The sequence below is a fragment of the Thalassoglobus polymorphus genome, from assembly GCF_007744255.1.
Classification (GTDB): domain Bacteria; phylum Planctomycetota; class Planctomycetia; order Planctomycetales; family Planctomycetaceae; genus Thalassoglobus; species Thalassoglobus polymorphus.
Map to the genome: position 1 here is coordinate 4,933,520 of NZ_CP036267.1, position 21,777 is coordinate 4,955,296.

19 protein-coding genes are annotated in these 21,777 nt (G+C 49.6%); 9 read left to right on the forward strand and 10 right to left on the reverse strand.

All coding sequences use genetic code 11. The features are described 5' to 3' along the window. Window positions 1–147: 147 nt before the first annotated feature. From rpsM to Mal48_RS17800, 3 genes are all read right to left on the reverse strand, one after another. Window positions 148–534 carry a 30S ribosomal protein S13 gene (rpsM, locus tag Mal48_RS17790; protein ID WP_145202690.1) on the reverse strand — a complete coding sequence of 129 codons (387 nt, stop codon included), beginning with the start codon at window positions 532–534 and terminating at the stop codon, window positions 148–150. 165 nt (window positions 535–699) lie between these two features. Next, on the reverse strand, window positions 700–816 hold the full coding sequence (rpmJ, locus tag Mal48_RS17795; RefSeq protein WP_145202693.1) for a 50S ribosomal protein L36: 117 nt from the start codon (window positions 814–816) through the stop codon (window positions 700–702). A 494-nt stretch (window positions 817–1,310) separates the two neighbouring features. Then, the gene (locus tag Mal48_RS17800) at window positions 1,311–1,769 is read right to left on the reverse strand and encodes a response regulator (RefSeq protein WP_145202696.1); all 459 of its coding nucleotides are present in this window, start codon (window positions 1,767–1,769) and stop codon (window positions 1,311–1,313) included. Between the two features lie 539 nt (window positions 1,770–2,308). Between Mal48_RS17800 and Mal48_RS17805 the strand changes: the two genes are divergently transcribed. The 4 genes from Mal48_RS17805 to Mal48_RS17820 all read left to right on the forward strand — a co-directional run bounded on the left by Mal48_RS17805 (window position 2,309) and on the right by Mal48_RS17820 (window position 6,546). Continuing rightward, a complete protein-coding gene (locus Mal48_RS17805) occupies window positions 2,309–3,241 on the forward strand; it encodes a hypothetical protein (protein ID WP_145202699.1) in 933 nt (310 codons plus the stop codon). A gap of 608 nt (window positions 3,242–3,849) precedes the next feature. Then, window positions 3,850–4,515 carry an RraA family protein gene (locus tag Mal48_RS17810; RefSeq protein WP_145202702.1) on the forward strand — a complete coding sequence of 222 codons (666 nt, stop codon included), beginning with the start codon at window positions 3,850–3,852 and terminating at the stop codon, window positions 4,513–4,515. 2 nt (window positions 4,516–4,517) lie between these two features. Next, the gene (locus Mal48_RS17815) at window positions 4,518–5,663 is read left to right on the forward strand and encodes a lactonase family protein (protein WP_145202705.1); all 1,146 of its coding nucleotides are present in this window, start codon (window positions 4,518–4,520) and stop codon (window positions 5,661–5,663) included. Between the two features lie 100 nt (window positions 5,664–5,763). Beyond that, entirely contained in the window at window positions 5,764–6,546 is a 783-nt protein-coding gene (locus Mal48_RS17820; protein WP_145202708.1) for an SDR family NAD(P)-dependent oxidoreductase, read from the forward strand. 239 nt (window positions 6,547–6,785) lie between these two features. Here Mal48_RS17820 and Mal48_RS17825 read toward each other — a convergent pair whose 3' ends face one another. Beyond that, window positions 6,786–7,880: a formylglycine-generating enzyme family protein gene (locus Mal48_RS17825; protein ID WP_145202711.1), complete on the reverse strand. Its 1,095-nt coding sequence runs from the start codon at window positions 7,878–7,880 to the stop codon at window positions 6,786–6,788. A 47-nt stretch (window positions 7,881–7,927) separates the two neighbouring features. On the opposite strand from Mal48_RS17825, the gene Mal48_RS17830 reads away from it, so the two are divergent. Further along, window positions 7,928–8,992, forward strand: a complete 1,065-nt coding sequence (locus tag Mal48_RS17830; protein WP_145202713.1) for an FAD:protein FMN transferase — start codon at window positions 7,928–7,930, stop codon at window positions 8,990–8,992. 123 nt (window positions 8,993–9,115) lie between these two features. On the opposite strand, the gene Mal48_RS17835 is transcribed toward Mal48_RS17830, so the two are convergent. Then, window positions 9,116–10,552 carry a tetratricopeptide repeat protein gene (locus Mal48_RS17835; protein WP_145202716.1) on the reverse strand — a complete coding sequence of 479 codons (1,437 nt, stop codon included), beginning with the start codon at window positions 10,550–10,552 and terminating at the stop codon, window positions 9,116–9,118. Between the two features lie 256 nt (window positions 10,553–10,808). On the opposite strand from Mal48_RS17835, the gene Mal48_RS17840 reads away from it, so the two are divergent. Together Mal48_RS17840 and Mal48_RS17845 are read left to right on the forward strand one after the other, a co-directional pair. Then, window positions 10,809–11,654 carry an amidohydrolase family protein gene (locus Mal48_RS17840; protein ID WP_145202720.1) on the forward strand — a complete coding sequence of 282 codons (846 nt, stop codon included), beginning with the start codon at window positions 10,809–10,811 and terminating at the stop codon, window positions 11,652–11,654. A gap of 177 nt (window positions 11,655–11,831) precedes the next feature. Further along, window positions 11,832–13,283 carry a type I 3-dehydroquinate dehydratase gene (locus Mal48_RS17845; protein WP_145202723.1) on the forward strand — a complete coding sequence of 484 codons (1,452 nt, stop codon included), beginning with the start codon at window positions 11,832–11,834 and terminating at the stop codon, window positions 13,281–13,283. Window positions 13,284–13,333: 50 nt separating this feature from the next. Here Mal48_RS17845 and Mal48_RS17850 read toward each other — a convergent pair whose 3' ends face one another. Further along, window positions 13,334–13,909: a peroxiredoxin family protein gene (locus Mal48_RS17850; RefSeq protein WP_197441803.1), complete on the reverse strand. Its 576-nt coding sequence runs from the start codon at window positions 13,907–13,909 to the stop codon at window positions 13,334–13,336. 1,221 nt (window positions 13,910–15,130) lie between these two features. Between Mal48_RS17850 and Mal48_RS17855 the strand changes: the two genes are divergently transcribed. Further along, a complete protein-coding gene (locus tag Mal48_RS17855) occupies window positions 15,131–16,237 on the forward strand; it encodes a DUF1559 family PulG-like putative transporter (protein WP_145202726.1) in 1,107 nt (368 codons plus the stop codon). A gap of 212 nt (window positions 16,238–16,449) precedes the next feature. After that, window positions 16,450–17,469, forward strand: coding sequence for a zinc ribbon domain-containing protein (locus tag Mal48_RS17860; RefSeq protein WP_145202729.1), 1,020 nt, complete (start codon window positions 16,450–16,452; stop codon window positions 17,467–17,469). 223 nt (window positions 17,470–17,692) lie between these two features. Here the strand turns inward: Mal48_RS17860 and Mal48_RS17865 are convergent, their stop codons facing one another. The 4 genes from Mal48_RS17865 to Mal48_RS17880 form a co-directional block, all read right to left on the reverse strand. After that, on the reverse strand, window positions 17,693–18,589 hold the full coding sequence (locus tag Mal48_RS17865; RefSeq protein WP_145202732.1) for a menaquinone biosynthesis family protein: 897 nt from the start codon (window positions 18,587–18,589) through the stop codon (window positions 17,693–17,695). A 159-nt stretch (window positions 18,590–18,748) separates the two neighbouring features. After that, the gene (locus Mal48_RS17870) at window positions 18,749–19,555 is read right to left on the reverse strand and encodes an enoyl-ACP reductase FabI (RefSeq protein ID WP_145202735.1); all 807 of its coding nucleotides are present in this window, start codon (window positions 19,553–19,555) and stop codon (window positions 18,749–18,751) included. 56 nt (window positions 19,556–19,611) lie between these two features. Continuing rightward, window positions 19,612–20,745 (reverse strand): glutamate 5-kinase, encoded by a 1,134-nt coding sequence (gene proB, locus Mal48_RS17875; RefSeq protein ID WP_145202737.1) that lies wholly within the window; start codon window positions 20,743–20,745, stop codon window positions 19,612–19,614. A gap of 243 nt (window positions 20,746–20,988) precedes the next feature. Next, window positions 20,989–21,516, reverse strand: coding sequence for a hypothetical protein (locus Mal48_RS17880; protein WP_145202740.1), 528 nt, complete (start codon window positions 21,514–21,516; stop codon window positions 20,989–20,991). Window positions 21,517–21,777 lie beyond the last annotated feature (261 nt).

Below are 21,777 nucleotides of genomic sequence, written 5' to 3' on the forward strand. Positions count from 1 at the left end.
AGTGATGAAAATTTGGGTAATGAAATGATTGAGTGCTTTTGTTGACTCAACCTTGCACTTTGATAACGGGACTATTGCTCTGAGTGACTCAAGCAGTGAGTTCGAACCCAGAATCAGCCACGACACAATCTAAGTGACGCATTTCTCTTAGTGACGCATATCCTTCACACCCTTCTTACCCGCGACAGTTTTCTTGCCACCTTTACGGGTACGGGCGTTTGTTTGTGTGTTTTGGCCACGCACAGGAAGCCCACGACGGTGTCGAACACCACGGTAGCACTGCACAGAACGCAAACGAGCGATATTTTCGCCTGTTTGACGTCGTAATTGACCTTCCACCACGAAGTCGGTATCGAGGAGGTTGTTGACACGCTGGATATCGTCTTCGCTGAGTTCACGAGCACGACGTTGCGTATCCAACCCCAACTTCCGGCAAATATCAATGGCAGATTTCTCGCCAATCCCATGCAGGTATTGCAATGAGATGTACGTTGGCTTTTCGTTGGGAATATCTACCCCCAAAACACGAGGCATGATCGTACTTCCTGATTATGATTCTGTTCGCAATTATTTAGTCGAAACGTCTTTGTATCGCTGAACTTACGTAATTCATAACTATCATCGAATTCAGAGAATCCGCCAGTTATCAATTGACAAAGTGACTGGTCGATACAGACCTTTCACTCCTCGCACGCGAATTTAGCCTTGGCGTTGTTTATGCCGAGGATTCGCTGCACAAATTACGAAGTTCTTCCCTTTACGGCGAACGACTTTACACTGGTCACAAATGCGTTTGACGCTTGAACGGACCTTCATTGTTCCAATACTCCGCGATGTTACTCGTCGGAAGATACCGCGAGCGCTGCTGAATTTCAAAGCAGTGCAGTATAAGCAAGCGAGCACTGTTTCAGCAAGTTATGGCTTCGAAAATCAAAAGCTGTCATCTTTGTGCTGTAAAGTCTTCTCCGCAAATAAGATATTGCTTCTGACATCCATATTTGAAAAAGAAATTTGAATTTTCTGTAAAATAATTCCAAATCCTAAATTCGCCCACAAGACATTACAAATAAGGAACTTACGTTGGCTGACCTCCCTGTACTGGCAAATCCACCTCAACCGTAGCTGTCGTTGCCCCGAGCCTGTCTATAATTCAAACCATCTCCACCTGACACTAATCAGACGGCTTCGACTCACGCAATTCTGCAACACTCTGATAAATCTTGTATCTCTTAAGTTTTGTGACCACTTCGAAGCACGATTCAACAGCCACCTGGCTTATTTCACGCCCCCCTTTGACTTTCCACCAATATTTATTTTGGAGAAGCTGACGAATCGACTTCTGCTAAGTATGCAAGTAGTCGGTCTCTCTCGTTGCTCAGGTGGCGAACTCTCAACAGAGACCGGACACGCGTTTTCAGTTCCAACCGATGTACGGGCTTTGTGAGAAAATCGTCTGCTCCGGCAGCCACAGCTTTTTCGATGTCGCCCATTTCTTTTAACGCGGTGACCATAAGAACCGGAATTTTCGCGGTCGTTTCATCGGCCCGCAACTTTTGACAGACTTCATATCCGCTCATTTTCGGCATCATAATATCGAGCAATATGAGATCGGGCTGTTTTTCGCGCGCCACTGCGACCGTTTCTTGACCATCGGCAGCCATCAAAATCTCGTGTGGTTCATCACTCAAATATGCTTCGAGCAGTTCCCGGTTTTGTTCGTTGTCGTCCGCAATCAATATACGGCCAACTGGATTATCAGTTTGACTCATCGCGACTTCGCCATTTCTTTCAATGAACAGTGCTGTACAGCTTCACACCTTATCCGATTTTGAACAATCATGTGGAATAAACCAAGCAACAGACACTAATTAAATTGCTGATTCCAATCTCGGGAGACCAGCGGCAGAGGACATCTCCTTTTCGAGAGGCTCGGAATTATCAACGGAGACAGCCTGAAATTCTCCCCTACTTGAGCTCCGCTTAGGCAATCTGTCTTCGACTCTGCATGTTCTGCGGACCACAACATTCAAGTTGAGTTTTCGTACTGGCGAAAGCTCTCTTGTTGCAGCATCTTCAACGAATCTCGACTGCAAAAACAAAGAATTCCCTATCGCAAAAGGGAGTTCAGTCAAGCAGCCTCTCGCAGGAGTGATAGGTTTGAGTGTGCAATTTTTGCACAGAAGTTGGGAGCCACTTTTGACCTCAACTTTAGAACTGATTCGAAAACACAGAGTCTGATCTCTCAACGGCCGAACCAATTTGCTCGGCTTTCGAATCGGGACGAAATGTCTCAGCGGAGATGAGTACGATGTTTGGATTGAAAACATTTTTGGCAGGCCTGTTTCTCGGGAGTGTTGTTTCACTGCTTGCGATGCAAGTGCATGTGATCAACACCAACGATGGCCTGATCGTACTCCCCAGATCGAATCGCCCGCCAATCCGCAGCACCTACGTCGATGTCAGAAAGTGGAGCCTCTCCATGTGGCGGCAACACCCTGAAGTTGCTGAAGCCGCAGTCAAAGGAGGACGGCCCGACTTGCTCGCCGATGGTGCATTAAACTCAATCTTTCCCAAGCAAGCCGAAGCCCAAACAACTCCAACACCGGGATCGGCTGCCGAGAAAGCAAAGCTGGCCATGGAATCACTCGTTCCGATTAAATTCACTTCACCAAACGGTGAGTCGAAGATCATCGACCAGAACATCATGGAGCAAAAATTCGAAGTGCAGCCTGCTCAGGACAAACCTGTTCCCGATCCAGTTTTCCCGCTTAAAGATTTCGAAATCGACACCCAAAAACTACAGGCAGAAAAAACAACGCCTTCTAGTGGAACGCCAAACGAACCGAAAAAGTCATTGAAAGAAAATCTCTCGAGCGTTGTCGATCAAATTTTCCCGAAAGACTTCACCTTTCAAGCCCCCGACCCAAAAGGGCTTCCCAAACTTCAAAGCCCGATCCCTATCTTTGATGGCGAAGTGATTCCAACCCAGAAGAACTCGAACCTACAGAGCAAGCAACCAGTTACAGAGAACAAGAGTGACCTCTTCACCGACGTGCTGCGAGCACTCATCCCGCAGGATGAGCAAGCCTCTGTGCAATCTCCGACACCGCATAGTGCCGCACATCCAGTCTTCGGAATCGAAGCACCGGCTCCCAGCGCCCCTAGCGGGAATCGCAAACAACAGGTCCCCAACTGGCAACTCAACAGGCAAAATCCGATCCCATTTGTTAAGCCATTCTAGACCCCTATCGTGTTTCTTGTGCTCGTGAAGAGCGCTTTTCATGCGATGAATCACTCATGCCCACGAGAGAGTTCGTGTAACATTTTAGAACTGATCCTGAAGCTTGAAATTGCTCTCTCAAACGTTGAGAAAAGCGGCTATTCCAGAGGTTTTCGCACTGATTCTATCTAAAATTGCCCTGACGCAAACCGAAGCCAAAGAGCTTGCGGTTCACTTTCTCTCTGCCGACTCCGGTAAATGTGATCTCTAACGGTATTCAATCCCGACTGATCCGACAGGCCGAGAGCCATAAGCGACGTTCCAAATGCTGGACACCGTCCTCGATATCCGCTTCTGCATCTGAATCAGTATTCAATGCTTTCCCTCTGTTAACTTGCGTCGCTCTGGTTCCTTTCTTCATCACAACCTTTCAGCCAGGAAGGAGCACGTCCGTAAGACGTTTCTCACAGGGCTGAGGGCTGGCTGCTTCAGGAATCTTCGTTTCCTCCATACAACAATCCATCGAACAGACCGGATAAGCAGGTCTCCGAGTTCAATTTATTGTCGCTGTTCGCTAAGTTCTTTATTGTTAGCAAGTTAGCAGAGTGTTTTTTCACAAGAAGAGGACCATGACGACACCTACTGAAAACATCACATTGGACCAGATTCGCGAGCACCTTTATGGTGCAGTCATTTGCGATTCACTGGATGCAGTCGGCTACCCCAATCAGAGTCCGCGAATTCCGCTCAAACAGATCACAACCACCGAGATGATTGTGGGACGCTGCCGCACAACCTTGTGGGCAGACATGTTCCACGAAGACCCTCAACCGTACGAGCTTGAACTCCTTGCAGTCGACAGCTGCCAACCGGACGATGTCCTGATCGCAGCTGCTGGTGGCTCGATGCGGTCCGGTATCTGGGGAGAATTGTTAACGACAGCTGTTAAGAACGGCGGTTGCGTTGGCGCGATCATCGACGGAGCAGTTCGCGACGTCAGTAAAATGCGAGCAATGAACTTCCCCGTCATCGCACGAGGAGCCAGTCCATACGATAGCCAAAACCGTCAACGAGTGATCGATCGAGATGTGCCCGTTGTCATTGATGGCGTGACGTTCGCTCCGGGGGATCTTGTTGTCGCTGACGAAGATGGAATTGTTGTTGTTCCACAAGCTGTCGAGGCACAAGTTCTGCGACTTGCCTGGGAAAAAGTCTACGCTGAAAACGAAGTCCGCGATGCGATTCGTGATGGCATGAAAGCCATTGCTGCTTATGAAAAATATGGAGTCCTATAATCATGTGTCGACGAGTTCGAATCCTGCTTCCGGTCTTTTTGGTGCTCACTTTTTTGGGAAGATCAAAATTGGTGTCATCTGCTGAGCCAACCCTGTTTGTCTCCTCGTTCGTCGCAGGTGATGAAGGAGCGATTCGTGCTTATGAGTTCAACACAAAGGCTGGAACACTAAAGCTGCGTCATGAGACGACTGAAGTTTCCAGCCCGTTTTTTCTTGCGGTTTCCGAAGATGGAAAGTTTCTGTACTCGATCGATGCCGAAAAATTCGGTGGTCCAGACGACGAGGAGGTTGCCGCTTTTCGAATCGACAAAGAGACCGGAAAACTGCAACGATTGAATCAGCAAACTGCGCGAGGGACAGCCTCTTGCTATTTGGACATTGATTCAAAAGGGAAGTGCGTTGTCGTGGCAAACTACTCATCTGGAAGTGTCGCGGCGTTCCCAATCTCAAACGAGGGGAGCATCGAACCGAGCGCGTCATTTATTCAGCACCAAGGTTCGAGCGTCGACCCCAAACGTCAGAAAGGGCCCAATGCTCACTCAATCGAAATCAGCCCGGACGATCGATTCGCATTGGCTGCCGATTTAGGAATCGACAAGATTTTGATCTATCGACTCGATGCAGAAACGGCCACCTTGACACCAAATGAACAGCAGTCGTTTGTTCGCTTACCACCAGGCTCTGGACCACGACATGTGACGTTTCACCCGAATGGAAAACAGGTTTATGTCATCAACGAGCTCAAGAATAGTGTCACTCATTTTGATTACGAACCTGAATCAGGACGGTTGACCGAACGAAAAACGATTTCGACTTTGCCGGACGATTTCACAGAAGCCAGCTACTGTGCTGACTTGAAAATCACACCGAATGGCAAGTTTCTGTACGGAACCAATCGCGGGCACGACAGCATCGCTATGTACAGCATCGATGAGAACGGTGCGTTATCCCTGATTGGAATTGAACCCAGCCTTGGAAAGGGACCGCAAAACTTACTTATTTCTCCGAACGGAAAATGGTTACTTTGTGCGAACATGCCTGGGAACAATGTCGTCATCTTTCAGATCGACCAAGAGACTGGAAAACTGACAGCTCATGGTGATCAGGTTGAAGTAAAAATGCCTTCGTGCCTTCGATTACTAGAGTAAGCCAATACTGCAGTAAGCGAATATTGCTGCCGACGATCAAGGCTGTCGGCATTGAGCAATGGTTGCTTGAGATCCCCTGCTCCTTCCAATGATTGACCACATGAGCATCTTTGACAGATTCCGCCTAAATGGGAAACGCCTGTTCATCACCGGCGGAAGCCGAGGGCTTGGTCGTGAGATGGCTCTGGCAATTGCAGACGCCGGGGCCGATGTCATTCTCACAGGCCGTGATCAGGAGAGCCTCGATCAAACAGCGAATGAAATTCGCAATCTTGGACGAGAAGCATGGACAATCCAAGCCGACATGGGAAACCCGACCGCTTCTGAATCGGCATGCACGCAAGCTCTTTCCGAGATCGGCCCGATTGACATTCTCATCAACAATGTCGGCGGACGTCGTGAAAATATCCCCACCGAAGAGATGCCTTTGGCGACGTGGCAGGAGTTGATCGATTTAAATCTGACCTCCGTTTTTGTTTGCACAAAAATCATTGGCGGGGCGATGATCGAAGCGGGTCGCGGCGGACGCATCATCAACATTTCGTCCATCAACGCCTTGGTCGCTGGTCGAAATATTCATGGACGACATTACGAAACTGCGAAGGCGGCTGTCGTCCAATTCACCAAGGCGATTGCAGTTGATTGGGCTGCATACAAAATCACAGCTAATGCGATTTGCCCCGGCGGATTCATGACTGCTCCCAACGTACGTTGGTCGAAAGAGAATCCGGAGATGATTGAGGATTTCAGGAAACAGATTCCACTCGGAGACTTCGGTCCCCCGGAAGATCTCGGCCCACTCGCCGTCTACCTTGCCAGCGATGCTTCCCGCTACATGACCGGCGCCACCCTTGTCATCGACGGTGGCTACACACTGGTCTGATGTCATCTGCTTCCGAGCGAGAATGTATCCCCGGTAATCGCGAAATTCTCTAAGCTTCACGGGAGAATCCAAAAAAAGACGCTGGTCTCGACCATTCGAGACCAGCGTCTTTTGTAAATCGTTTGCTTGACCGCGTACTCCTGTTGCAACTGTAAAATTCTGGTCGCTACGAGGAAGAACACGAATACCCATTCGAGAAATGCGCTCCCGAAGAGTATTCAGCAGAGTCCAGCTTGAACTTAATCTTTACGTAACTCTTCCGGGATATCCGGATACATGACGAGCCGTTTGATGTCTTCGGCAGAAGGTTGAACCAGTGGGCGAATGACTCGAAAGCCGACGAAGTCGGCGTCGGTGTGGTACCACATACTTTGAGGAAGTTGTGGATCTTGCACTTTCCAATCTTCGCTGGAAGGGATGCGTTTTGCGCTTCGCAGCCATTCCGGATCATCGAACCAGGAGCCTCCACGAGCGACTCGCGGGTACAGTGAATTCGGTGGAGCATACGGGAAGATTGCCGCAACCATCGGATTAAACTGTTTGTAGAAATCTGCGTGATATTGATCGAGGCACCATTCTGCAACGTTTCCGTGCATGTCGTACAGGCCCCAGGGATTCGGTTTTTTCTTACCAACTTTGTGATAAGTCTCGCCTGAGTTCTCATAATACCATGCGTACTCACCAAGCTTTTCGGGATCATCTCCGAATGAGTAAGCCGTTGTGGTTCCAGCCCGGCAGGCGTATTCCCATTCGGCTTCTGTCGGCAGACGGTAGTATTGGCCTGTCTTTTCAGTCAGCCATGCACAGTACATTTTGGCGGCGAGTTGAGTCATACAGATCGCTGGGAATCCGTCATGGCCCATACCAAAAGTCATATCAGTGTACTCTTTGGTCGGCCTGGTCACTCCGTCTGCTTTCTTATCAACCTCGTCGGGAGTGATACCGCTCAGATCGCGGCGTTGAATATCGAGATTCAGACGCCATGTGTCGTATTCATCCCAAGTGACTTCATGCTTGCCCATCCAGAATGGGTCAATTTTGACTTTGTGTTGTGGCCCTTCATCATCTTCTCGATTCTCTTCGTCTGCTGGACTCCCCATGAGGAACTCCCCGCCGGGGATGGGAACCATGTCGAATTTGATTTCGGTATAGCGAATCTGTTGCGTATACGGTTTCATCTCCGACTCTTTTGTCGCGAGACTATCCGGGTTGCGCAGGTAAGGATCTTTTGCATCCGGTTCTGCCCCTTGAACAGGCAAGACAAACCAGACCAAACCTAGAAACAGGCAAGTTGCCCCTTGCCATTTCCTCAGATGAGGGCGTAATGTCAACATAAAAAACCTTTCAGAAATCATTTGAAACCAGCAATAAGGGGCTATTGATGCGAGATCCATTTCGAGGCAACAGATCGCGATGCTGGTTATGGTGGGTCGGTTTAGGAACGTCATTGTGCCTGTTCACAGGAACACCTGTTTCCGGAAGCGAGGAGCTCAAGAGATACGAGTTCCTGCAAATCCGCATGGGAATTCCCGTGAATATTACATTGTATGCACCGACTGAACTGATCGCAAATCAAGCATCCAAGGCTGCATACGACAGATTTCGGGAACTTGACCGCGTTATGAGCGATTATGACCCCGATAGCGAATTGATGAAACTCTGCAAAACCGCAACGCCAGGTACGCCTACGCCTGTGACATCAGATCTTTTTGAGGTTCTTCACGCTGCCCAGAGACTTTCTGCAGAGACGAATGGAGCATTCGATGTCACAGTCGGTCCGGTCGTCAAACTCTGGAGGATCGCCCGTCGACGCAAGAAACTTCCTGACGAGGACCGATTGCTCACCGCTTTGGAGAAAGTGGGCTATCAGTCGATCCAGCTCGACGACTCGAACAGCACAGTCACACTGCTAAAGCCAGAGATGCAAATCGACTTAGGGAGCATCGCCAAAGGCTTTGCAGCCGACGAAGCCTTGAAAGCGATGAAAGAACTTGGTGTGACACAAGCCCTGATTGACGCGGGCGGCGATCTCGTCGCTGGTGACCCTCCGCCTCACCGGGACTACTGGAAAATCGAAATCGAAAAACTCCGTCGGAAGGAGACTCCAAACGCTTCCGCTCCAATTGTCAAACTCAAAAACGGAGCCATCGCCACATCGGGAAGTGTCTATCAGCATCTGGAAATCGATGGCGTTCGATACTCTCACATCGTCAACCCTAAGACCGGAATCGGGCTGACCACACCGAGCACTGTGACCGTCATCGCCCCCAACGGAATGCAAGCAGACGCCCTTGCCTCTGCAATCAGCGTACTGGGGCCAACCGAAGGAATGAAGCTGATCTGCAACGCCGAGAACGTAGAAGCATTCATCGTGACTTCAACAGCAGACGGCAAGCTTACTGAGGTCTCCAGCCCGATGTTTGAATCGTATTTATTGACTCAATGAATCAGCGTGATACAAGAAATCATTTGCCGGAGACTTGAAGCGTCTGGCAAATGATTTCAAACAAAAAAACGCTGTCGAATTTTGATCCGACAGCGTTTTTTGTTTTCGAATTGTCTGGTGAAGTTAATTCACTGCTGGTTTTTCTGCGGCAGCTTCTTTCTCGAAGTTCACAGGCACGAAAGCTCGTGGAGGAACGGGTTTCTCTTCTGCTGCCGATTGGCTGGAAAGTTGTTGTTCGAGCTTTGTCGCGTGGTCGCTGTCGATCTTGGCAAGTTCTGCATTCCCGGCAGCTGCACGTTGTTCAGCTCGTTTGCGATAGGCTTCAACAACGAGTGAATCGAAGCGTCGACAGGCTTCGTAATCGGCGATTGCTTCGTCGAGTTTACCCGCTTGCAGATAGGCGTTTCCTCGCAAAGAGCGAATTTCGGTCGAGTCGTTCTTTTCGAGTGCCTTTGTGCACAGGTCTGCGGCTTCTGTAAATTGCCCTTGGCTGAAGTGCAACTTGACTCTGTCGGTTAAGGCGATGACATTTTTGCCATCGAGAGCGATTGCATTATCGAACGATCTTTCAGCAGACTCAATACGATCATTGAGTAGCATGTGACGACCTCGTGCAATCCACAGGTCAATGTTCTTGGAGTTGTTCGCAATGCGGCGATTGATCTCGTTCAAACGCTGAGTCCAAACAACGTGCTGCAGGTCTTTCTTGGAGAGTTCTTCATTTCCAGCAGCTTTGTAAGCTTCGCTGCGATGAAGGTAATACTGATCGTTTTCAGGCTGAATTTCGATCGCTGTCGTGAAGTCTGCAATCGCAGCGTCAAACTGTTCAAGCTTTAAGTAAGCACGCCCCCGATTGCTGAGAGCGTTCAGATACTTCGAATCGATCTCCAGAACCTTGGTGAATGTTTCAATTGCTTTTGGATAGTCAGGATCTTCCATTTGCAAGTAGACAAACCCCAGATTGTTGTAGGCGTCGACGTACTCTGGATTCAGTTTGATCGCCATCTGAAAATCGTTCAGGGCTTTGATGTGCTGATCCTGCCCGATGAAGACAAGTCCGCGATTGTTGTAAACCTGTGGGTATTCCCGATCGAGATCAATCGCTTTGTTGAAATCTCTCTCAGCTGCATCGTACTCTTTCAGCAAGAGTAAAAAGTAACCTCGAGTGTTTCGCAACTTCGGGTTTTCGGTATCGATAGCAATCGCGGCGTTCATGTCGCTAATCGCTCTTTTGAACAACTTGGCATCAGCCAAAATCGCTGCACGCTTCACGTAAGCGGTCGATTCATTCGGCTTGGCCTGAATTGCTTTAGTGAGCAGAATCAGAGCGTTCTTGGCATCACGTTTTTTGAGCAACTCATCGGAAGCCTTCAGAATTTGACTGTAGGTCACTCTTTTTGGGCTCTTCGCTGTTGAGGGCGAAGCAGAGTCTTGGCTTTGCGAATTTGCTTTTGTCGCTGCCGGCTTCTTCTGAGGAGAATTGACCTGTTTCGGCGCGTCTGAGCCTCCACAGCCAACAATGAGTGATGTCAAAACAAATAGCGAGATGGTTCGCTTCATAGCTCGTTCCAGTCCGTTGGTTCGAGAGCAAATTCAAATGGTTGAGACCGCAAATATTCCCCGCGCCCGGCGTGAAAAACGGTTCATCCGTTAATGATACATGCTGCTTGTAGCTCGAATCGTTCTAATGGGTCAATCCCGATTTCGTCGAATTTGAATTCAGAATCCCTGAAAACGGAAGCCGGAAACTCCTCTCTGGTTTCATCTTCCGTCGTTTGGGCTTATCATCAGCTGAAATCAGGTTTGGAGACGAAAAATGATTATCGACGCCCATCAACACTTCTGGCAAAAATCCTTGTCGTTTGATTATGGCTGGCTGGACGCTCCACAGCACAAGGCGATCAACAAAGATTTCCTCCCCGCTGACCTTCTTAAAAACATCTCGCAGGTCGGTGTCGAGAAAACGATTTTCGTCCAGACACAACATAACGTTGAAGAAAATCGCTGGGCATTGGGACTCGCAGAAAAGCATGATTTCATTGCTGGTGTTGTTGGCTGGGTGGACCTTGCCAGCCCGAAGTGCGAAGAACAACTTCTCGAATTCAAAGACAATCCGAAGTTTGTCGGAATCAGGCACATCACACAGGATGAACCGGATGACGATTTCATTGTGCGAGACGATGTCCGCCGAGGACTGAAAGTTCTTGAAAAACATGGCGTCCCGTTTGACCTGTTGTTCTACGTCAAGCATTTGAAGCATGCTGCTCTCCTTGCCAAAGAATTTCCAAACCTTCCGATTGTGATTGACCATCTGGCAAAGCCCCGCATCAAAGAGCAAGTCACGGCAGACTGGGTCAACAACTTCCGCGAAGCTGCGAAACAGCCAAATGTCTACTGCAAACTTTCTGGAATGGTCACCGAAGCTGACTGGGAAAACTGGAAACCAGCTGACCTGAAACCTTATGTTGAGACGGCACTCGAGGCGTTCACTCCACAGCGCTGTATGTACGGATCGGACTGGCCAGTCTGCGAACTCGCTGCGAGCTACAAGGATGTCTTCAATGTATTGAAGGAGATCGTCGGCCCACTCAGCGAATCCGAACAGTCGGCAATCTTCGGAAAAACTGCCAATGAATTTTACGGACTGAATCTCATTCCGTAGCTGAGAGCTAAAGGAGACGCCACTGATTCCGGAGGAGCCGGAGAATTGAAGTGCCCGAGTGAAATCCAGGAGAGTGATCTTTCCACTCGTCACGGGACAAGCGCCACTTCAACCGTTACTATTTTCCAGAACTGATCCTTCGAGATTCCTTCGAAACGCTCGCAGAGAGGCATCAACGTGATTTGCATTACCGTGACACCGACTTCCCGAACGCTTGCAAAAGTCGACATGTTGAATGCTGCCAGAAATGGCGACATCGTAGAACTCTGCCTCGATCACTTCTCCAAAGAACCAGATGTGAAGGACCTCATCACCTGCATCGACAAGCCTGTCATTGTTTCATGTCGACGCCAGCAAGATGGGGGACAATGGCAAGGGACGGAAGAAGAGCGATTGCTTTTGCTCCGGCAAGCGATTGTCGCAGGTCCGGCATACATCGAACTCGATCTCGACATCGCCAATGATGTTCCAAGATTTGGTGAGACCAAGCGGGTCATCAGCTTCACGCGATTGGATCGACCAGAAACCAATATCGACCGAATTTTTGATGAAGCCTCCAGCGCCAAGGCAGATGTCGTCAAGTTCACCTGGCCAACGCCTACACTCGGAGCCGCGTGGCCGTTACTCGCAGCCGTCAGCCAGAAGCGGATTCTCCCTGTGGTCGGAATGGGACTAGGTCGTGCAGAATTAACATTCTCACTGCTCGGTCGAAAATACGGCTCACCGTGGATCTACGCTGCTCTCGAAAGAGGCATGGAAGCCCACGAAGGACAGGCGACTGTTTTTGAATTGAACGAAACTTATTACTGCAACGATATCAATAAAAAAACAGCCTTCGTGGCCGTTTCAGGATTCGGACCAGCCCAAACGATTACGACGCGCATCCTGAACGCTGCCTTTCGGGAATTAGACCTCAATGTTCGCTGCCTGCCGATTGAAATTGAAGATGTCGGCGAGTTAAAGAAGATGCTCGACATCTTAAAAATTCGCGCCATCATCGTGGGCAGCAAGCATGGGCAAGCACTGCTCAATCTGGCAGATCAGGTCGACCAGCATGATGCAGAAAGCGAATACATTAACCTCTTGCTCAAACGCGATTCTGGATGGCATGGCTACAACACACTCTGGAGAAGTGGCCTGCAAGCCCTCGAAGCAACTTTGAAGGATGGAAAGCGTTCTCTCGACAAGTTGAATATTCTGATCGTCGGAAACGGCGGAATTGCGAATTCAATGGTCTATGCGATGACGCAGAGAAAAGGATTAGTCAGCATTTGCGGTCCTGATGACAAAGAAGCGACCCGCACCGCAGCGAAACATGGTTGCCGATTTGTCCCATATCACAATCTGTACGAGACGCTCGCAGATGTGTTAATCGTCGCGGACCCGAATATTGAAATCGGCTCGAAGACGGGGCAAATCAACCCGACTGTGATTCAGTCCAACATGACTGTGCTCGACCTGAGTGACTTACCGCTGGAAACCGAAATGATGTCCGAAGCGAGAGAACGTGGAGCACAGGCACTGAACTCTGCAGAAATTTACACAAAGCAGGTGAGCGCACAATTCAAGGCCATCACCGGGAAAGATCTCCCAGCAATGGCCTTTGCTAAAGGGCTCTTGGAGGAATAAGAACAGTTCGTTGCAGAATTGTGCCCTTAGCCGTCCAGAGAAACAGTTCGTTATGATTCATTCAGAGCTTTGACGATCTCTTTCGGATTCGTCCGGTTCCCGTGAGTTTTACTGGTGTGGACGTGTTTGACTTTCCCTTCTTTTCCAACCACAAACGTGGATGGATAAGCTGTCTCATTGGGTGCATCCCAACGCAAGTTGTATTTGTTTGTGAATGCGTAATCTGGATCAGTCACAACGATGAACCCCTTAGGAAGCTTGTGCTTCTCGAAGAATTCTCTCGCACGCTGTTCGAGATCTTTTCCCAATCCGGGATACACCATCACGACCTGAGCACCTGCTGCTGAGATAGCGTCTGCATTTTGCAGAAGACCGCCGACTTGTTGTGTACAGGCCGGACACTGCTTTCCGGGGAAGCCTCGCAGAACCACCAGCACGACAGGTCCTTCCGCTAACTTGCCCTTCAAGGAAACAGTCTTCCCTGAATACAACTCATTGAGCTCAAAATCGGGCACTGTCTCTCCTTTCTTTGGAGGAGACTTGGCGTCAGCTGCAAAAGTCGACGTTGCCATCGCTCCAATCAAGCAAAGAATCGCAATCAAAAAAGGGTTGCGCACAGTTTTCATTTCTGAACTTTCATTAGTTAGGGTCAGTGAATTTTTCGTAGGACAGCCAAGCCTATTGCTGAAGCTGAATTGACAGTCAGCGACGCTGCACAAGCAGCCTGACAGGTCAGCGAGAGACTTCGAAACAGGACTCACTCCAGACCCCACAGGTCAGTCCTGATCAGTCATCACCAACAATAGGCTCGCGTTAATCTGTGATTCTATTCATCGCTCCCCAGTGAGAACCGTAAGCGATTTCACAAGCTCGTAAGATTACACTGAATTGAATTCGAAACTTTTCGCCCACTTTCGTGTTTCACTGGGACTGCAATTTTCGAGGGAGTTTACGTTTATTCGTTCGAAGAGACCTGTTAAAACATGGTAAAATCACAAGGCTCAACCATCGCAGTGCGAGAGTATTCCAGAACAAATCCTGAAACATGAACCTGCTCTTTAATACAATAATACAATGAGAAAATTGACCATTCCACAAGTTTCCGGGCTGATCCCAGAAATCGCGCCGGTCACCTCTGCAATGGAGAATTTCCTCCCCGTTTGAAAAGTGAGACCCAGAGATTCGGCACAGCGAAATTCGAGGGAATCTCGGAGGAAACCTGAAAGAAATCCCTGTCTCCTCCTGCCAAATCGAGCTCTCGTCCCCACCACTGGAGCATCTTTCGAATTGCTTTGCAGGGACTGCCTCGTGGCGAACAGCATATTTACTAGAGAAATGCGTTCTTCACGGGCACACGGTGGAGCAAACTGCTCCAGGTTCAGATTGTGTGAACATTGAACAGAATTCGATGGAAGTTGAGATTTCACAAAATTGGCCTCTCAAGTTGTCACTGAAAAGCGTACAACTTGTTGTCCATTTCCAACAAGAATGTCATTCGAATTCGAGCCAACGACATGCCAGCGAGCGTGTCAGATTGTATTAACTTCGTGGCATTTTCGTGGTATTTATGACTCGATAAAGCACGCGAGTCGAAGATGAAGTCAAATTTTCAAGGCAAAAACGTCTGCCTTGAGGAAGTAGTTTTTGCTCCCCCGGACTTGACACCAAGTTTCTACGGGCAGCATGATGTAAACAGTTTTATAGCACAATGAGCGCAACTCGATCAAAAATCAGCGGTTATGCTCTTCTGAAAATCGCCATGTCGGCTTCAGGAGAATGACAGATCAATCTCTGTGCTTTGGCGCCTTTTGCCTTTTGATCGACACTTGCATTTTGGGAAAATCACCATGAAACGACGTCAAAAAGGGTTCACGCTCATCGAGTTGTTGGTCGTGATCGCCATTGTCGCGATCTTAGTCGCTTTGCTCTTACCAGCCGTGCAGCAGGCTCGGGCCGCTGCCTACCGAACAGAATGCTTGAGCAATCTCAAACAGTTGGGACTTGCCCTGCATAATTACCACGATCAACACCAAGTCTTTCCACCTGGGCAAATTGCATCCTACTTTGCGACAGACAATGTCGGACGATACGCCCTGCCTGGAGAAGCCCGCGATTTCAACGCGAGCAACAACACTCAAGTACGGCAAGGTGCTCATGGCACCAGCTGGATGCTGCACATCCTTCCGATGCTTGATCAATCGACGATTTACAACTCCTGGGCCTTCAACGCCAATGTTCGCCAGAATGGAGAAGATCCACCACTCGTTCTGGACCCGGATGGCCGTCCGATTTACCCAGCCAAACGCAACATTAAAATCTTCTATTGCCCATCACGCCGAAAACAAATGGATGCCATCGGAAAATACGCGAACACGATCCGCGTCGACCAATCCTGGACATCTGGCGGAAACGATTACGCTGGCTGCGCCGGCTCAGGAATCACCTTCAAAGACGATGTGAATGGTGACCAGCAAACTTACCATCTCACCCCAGCCCAACTCGCAAACACAGTCGTCGTTGGCCCAATCAACTCAAGTTCTCCGTTCTCGCAAGATCAGACGAATATTGGAGTTTTTGGCGTGAACAGCCAAACGACGATGTCTTCGATCTCTGATGGAACGTCCAACGTTATCATGATTGCAGAGCGGCAAATCTTCCTGAACCCTCGTCCAAATCGTCCAGAAGAACGAAGTAGCGACGGTTGGGCGTTTGGCGGACCGGCAACCATGTTCTCAACGCAGTTCGCACCGAATGACTCCGCATCAGTAACCGGAAACCTCAACAACCAAAACTCCATCCCCAGACACTTCAGCGAAGCTGGAAGTTCTCACAGCCAAGCAGTGAACGTTCTTCTGTCAGATGGAAGTGCTCGTCCAATCGGCGTGAACATCGACTTGAGAACCTGGAACAACCTGGGCAACATGTCGCAGGGATCACCTGTTGATCTCCCATAACGGAAAAGGCGACACCCCAACTTCCTCTGTTGCATTTGCAAATCCCCCCTCAGGGATGCCCACGCGGCACGCGAACAACGAACTGCAGACATGCCAAAACGCCAGGGGTGGTCGACTTCGACCACCCCTTTCTCTTATGATTAAAGACATCAGAAAACTTCGGAATTTGGGGAAGAGATAACACTCCTCCCCTTGGAAAAGGTTTGGCGAGAATGACGATTCGCTATCAATGCCCGGAATGTGACTCAGTCTTGAAGATCAAAGACGAACTCGCTGGAACCGACGGCAAATGTCCGAAATGTAAATCGAAGTTCGTGGTCCCCGATCCGCCCCAAGCTGAGGAATCTCCGAAGGAAAAATCACCTCCCAAAAAGGCTGCACCGGCTCAGAAGAAAGCAAAACCTGCAGGCAAAAAAGCAGCCAAGTCAGACGACGACGATTTCGACGCAGCTGCATTCTTGATGGAAGATGGCCCGGGACCAAAAGCGAGTGCTGGGCTGACTGAAAAACCTGCTGCTCCAACCGGACCGGCAACCGACAAACAGGGTCGTCGCCTACTCTCTGGAGGAGGTGGAGCCCGGGCCAAAGCGTCCACTCATTCACCAGCCGCAGTCGCTGCCGATGCTGAAATCAATGCATCAGCGAATGCTCGAGACTTGCTTTCCAAAACGGCTGGTGACAGCCGGGTCAAAGCTTCGTCGATGCCAATGGAAGAGAAGCAACCTCGGTTTGACTTCGCCGGAATGAGGAAGGAACTGATTCGGTATCTTCCACACCTTGCAGGTGGAATCGCAGGAATCTTTCTTCTGTACTGGCTCTCCAGCACCATGATGAGTCAGTCATTGAAGCTCCCACCACTCTCAAATGTCTCCGGAAAAGTCACCGTCAACGGAGAGCCACTCTCCGGGGTTCAAGTCACATTCTCTCCAATTGAAGATAAAAAAAGTGGCGATTCTGGCCCCGAACGAATCCGGAGCGCTTCCGGAAGAACAAACGACAATGGTGAATACACCCTGTACTACATCGACGGCGTTAAAGGGGCCCCACGTGGCAAAGGACGACTCTCAGTGACGGTCCACTCTGCTCAAGACTTGATGCGGCTCCCCAAGAACTGGGCTCGCACAGGGACGAAACTCATCGAAGTCAAAGAGGTCAACAGAGAAGGCGAATTTGATATCAAGATCGCCGCCGATGAATCAGCAGTTGACGACAAGAAACCGAACAAGAACTGATCGACCTAGAGCAGTTTACTCTAAGGCCAAAACAAAAAAAGGCCACCGGAGCGGGTCAGAACCGGTGGCCAGAAGTTAGTACAGCCAAGTAAGGGCAGACTCAGCTGCACATACTAATAATACGCAGCCGTGTCGGGCAATCAACAGCTGACCTTCAAAGATTCCACTCCATTCAAGAAAATTTCACTCTGGGTAAGTCAGGCAGTGTAAAACAAGAGTAAAATCATCCAGAGATAAACTCAAGTTCTACAGGTTCAGGAATAATTCCTGCTTCATGACCTTCTTGCAGCAGCCTGGCAACAGCTTCTCGTCCTCGGTCTCCAAAATCGACAGTCCAGTCATTGACGTACATTCCAACGAATTCGTCAGCTTTGGCATGGTCCAGATTTCGACCGTATTGCAGGGCTTCCTTCCGGTTGTCGAGGCCGAACTGAATGCTTTCCCTGAGCAATTTCGTCACTTCGTCCATTTGCTCGGCGCCCATATCTTTACGAATCGCATTGCCCCCCAGTGGGAAAGGCAAACTGGTTTTCTCCATCCACCATTTGCCAAGGTCGACAACGAGATGCAACCCTTGGTCGCCGTAGGTCAACTGACCTTCGTGAATAATCAACCCGGCATCGGCTTCACCACGTTCCACAACATTCAAGATTTCGTCGAATTCATAGACTTCGTAAGTGAAAGTCCCGCAATCACCAGTGGAGTGCTCTTCTTTCGCAGGTGTTTTAGGAACTCCACCCAAGCACAAGTTCAAACCGAGAAACGCCGTTGTGAGCGTTCCGGGAATGGCGATTTTCTTTCCTTTGAGGTCTTCAATCCCCATTGGCTCGCGGGTCACGACCATCGGTCCGTAGTCATCGCCCATACTCGCTCCACAAGCACACAACGCATACTTGTCGGTCAGGTAGGCATAGCCATGAAGACTCACGGCAGTCAATTCGAGCTCTCCAGAGAACGCTCTGCGATTGAGAGTTTCGATATCCTGAAGCTCATGATGGAACTGATATTTGCCAGTCTCAATTTTGTCGTTGGCCAATGCGTGAAACATGAACGCATCATCCGGGTCCGGACTGTGCCCGACATGGATTTGAATTTTATTTTCTGTTGCTGTGTTACTCATCGTATTGTCCATTCAACAAGAGAATCTGCACGACAGATTCAATCAAAAGTGGAAAACATGCCGGCGTGTTTTCAGACCAGATTCGAACCACGAACCTGCATTAGAGCCAGCATCCTTAGGAGACAACCGTGATTGCTGGGAAAGATTCACCAAATTCAATCATTGGTTATCAATCGCCTGTTGTACCAGTTGTTTGTCAAAGTAGTTTGTTTCCATGCCGGCATCAATGACCAACCCCTGAGCATTGATGCCAGAAGAGCGCGGACTCAGCAAAAACGCCACAGAATTCGCCACTTCCGCGGTTTGGACTGCCTCCTTTCGCAACGTCGCTCGCTCAGCGAACAGATAAGAATCGACATATCCGGGGATTCCCGCCGACGCGGACGTTTTCAGTAATCCGGGACAAACAGCATTGAATCGGACCTTCGAGAACCCCGAAAACGACTTTGCCAGGAAGCAGATTGAAGAATCCAGAGCCGCTTTCACAGGGGCCATGTACCCATAATTCTCCGCCGCCATGCGAGTTGTCGAAATCGAGACCGTAACGACACTTCCCTGCTCAGAATCGAGAAGATCACGAAACGCATTGCAAGTCGCAGTCAGCGAAAAGCAGGAAACATCGACTGCCTGAAGAAATGCTGCACGAGGAGTTTGATGAAACGGCAACCACCCTGCTGAGTAGTCTGCGAAGGCAATAGAATGAACGAGACCGTGAATCGAATCGCGATCTTTCGCGACCGCATCCCGCAGCCCATCAATCTGATCCTGGTGCTCAACATCGCAAACATAAATCGGAGCATCCCCGACAAGCTTGCTCAGCTGCTCTTTCCGTGCCTGACTCCGCACCGACCATAACACATCGGCCCCGGCTTCTGTGAGAAGTTTCCCGACATGATAGGCAACACTCTTACGATTCGCGGCTCCCATCACCAGAATCGACTTCCCGGTGAGTTGTAAAAAATCCATGAATACTTCCGTCTAAGAACATCGGTGAATATCGATCAGAATCAGCAACAAGAGGCTCAACGGACAACACACAGGTTGTCGCGATGAATCACTTCAGTGTAGGAGACATCCCCAAGAATGTTTTCGAGCTCGTCCGTTCTCTTTCGTACGATTTTTGAAACTGTCATGGCGTCGTAGTTCGTCAGCCCGCGAGCAAACTCTTTTCCATCGACGTCACAAATCGACACCAGTTCTCCACGCTGAAAGCTGCCCTGCACGCTGGCAATACCGATCGGTAACAAAGACTTCCCATTATGCTCGACCGCTCGAACTGCTCCGGCATCGAGTTGTAGCGAACCTCTCGGCTTCACTGTAAATCCGATCCAGCGTTTCCAAGCCGGGATCAATTGCCCCTTGGCAGTAAACAATGTTCCGACATCTTCAGCCGCAAGGACCCGATCCAGCACCTGCGGATCGGTTCCGTTTGCGATGACGACACACTCTCCAACAGCTGTCGCCATTCTGACCGACTGCAACTTGGACAACATCCCCCCCGTCCCTCGCGAAGAACGAATATTCAGCGCGTAGGACATCATCGCGTCGTCGCAATGATTGATCAATGAAAACCGCTTACTTGCCGGATCACGAGGATCTCCATCGAAGAGACCATCAACAACTGAAAGAATTACGAGTAATGGGCAATCCAGAAGATTACTGACCATGACTGCAAGCTGGTCGTTGTCCCCAAACTTCACCTCTTTAACACTGACGGTGTCGTTCTCGTTGATGATCGGGACAACTCCGTACTCGAAAAGCGTGTTCAACGTATTGCGAACATTCAGATACCGGTCACGATTGCGAAAATCATTGGCCGTGAGAAGCATCTGTGCAGCCTGATATCCGTGCCGCTTTAACGCATCGTCATAACTTCGAATGAGGCTTGCCTGCCCCGTAGCTGCCGCTGCCTGCAAGTGCGGAAGATCTTTCGGACGCTCCGACAACCCAAGCAGGCCAAGCCCCGCCCCCACCGCACCACTGGAAACAACGACAACCCGACGACCGGTTTCGCGAATTCGATGAATCTGATCCGCCAGCGACGAAATTCGCTCAACGTCCAACTGGTCGTCCTCGCGAGAGAGGACATTCGTACCAACTTTAACGACAATCGTACGTGCCTGAGCAACGACTTCCTGTCGGACAATATCTTTCATGAGAGAGTGCTGACCAATCCTTCGCGGTGCTACTTACGATTCAATACTTTGCATTTTGCAATCATCTTGAGAAGAGACAAGATTCACGCAGCCTGGAGAAACTCCACGACATCACCAGACGAAACTTCAAGCCTCAGATCCAGACACAGAGTCTGCAAGCGTTCCGGGTTCACAGAGACTGCCCTCCCTGTTTGCTCCTCGACCAGCGACTCAAACTTTATTCGGGATCTTAACTGCGACTCATCATTCCTCGTACTTAAGACCTTCTTCTTCGTACATCTTCTTTTTGAGCTCCCGGTCCTCCAGAATTGTCACTTTTCCGGTCGACTCATCGTACGCATAAACTTGCCACGGCTTTAGCCCCTTGACGTTGTTGCTGTTCAACTTCGCAGAAGCATTAAACTCCTCAAATGTGGGGGGCTTGGGGTCCTCTGCTCCGTCTGCATCCAAGTTGGCCTGAAGGCGAGCGTTGTACTCCATCTGCATCTTGTTGATTCGTGAAGTTGCAGAAAAATACGTTTGCGAAATCGCAGAGAGTGGATCACTGGCGTCGGTGTCATTGACAACCTCAACCAGTTTCGGATTCTCCGCCATCGCTTTGTTTCGATCTACAATCTTCCACTCCAGCTCATTAAACGCAGGAGCTTTCGGCTGTGCGTCCGCAGCTGCTGGTTGCTCTTCATCCTGAGCCGCCTGGGAGTCGTCGCTGGCTTGCTGTCCGCACCCCACGAGCGTAAGTGCTAAGAGCAGAACATAAATCGATCTGGGCATTGCGGAACTCCGTGGAAAGAATTGATCTGAATCCAGATTCCCCACGGAATCGAATTCGAACTGAAATCATTCCTCAATCTACGTAATTTTCACTGAAATCTCACCCCTGATCGTCTCTCCGGATTGATCTTTCTTACAGATCGCCAGGAGGGCACCAAATTCAAATTGCCCGAATCGAGGCACCAATTGTAGAATCTCACTCACAATCCCGTATCATATTTCGTATGAGATGAAATCGCGTTCTCGACTTTCGATATCTTC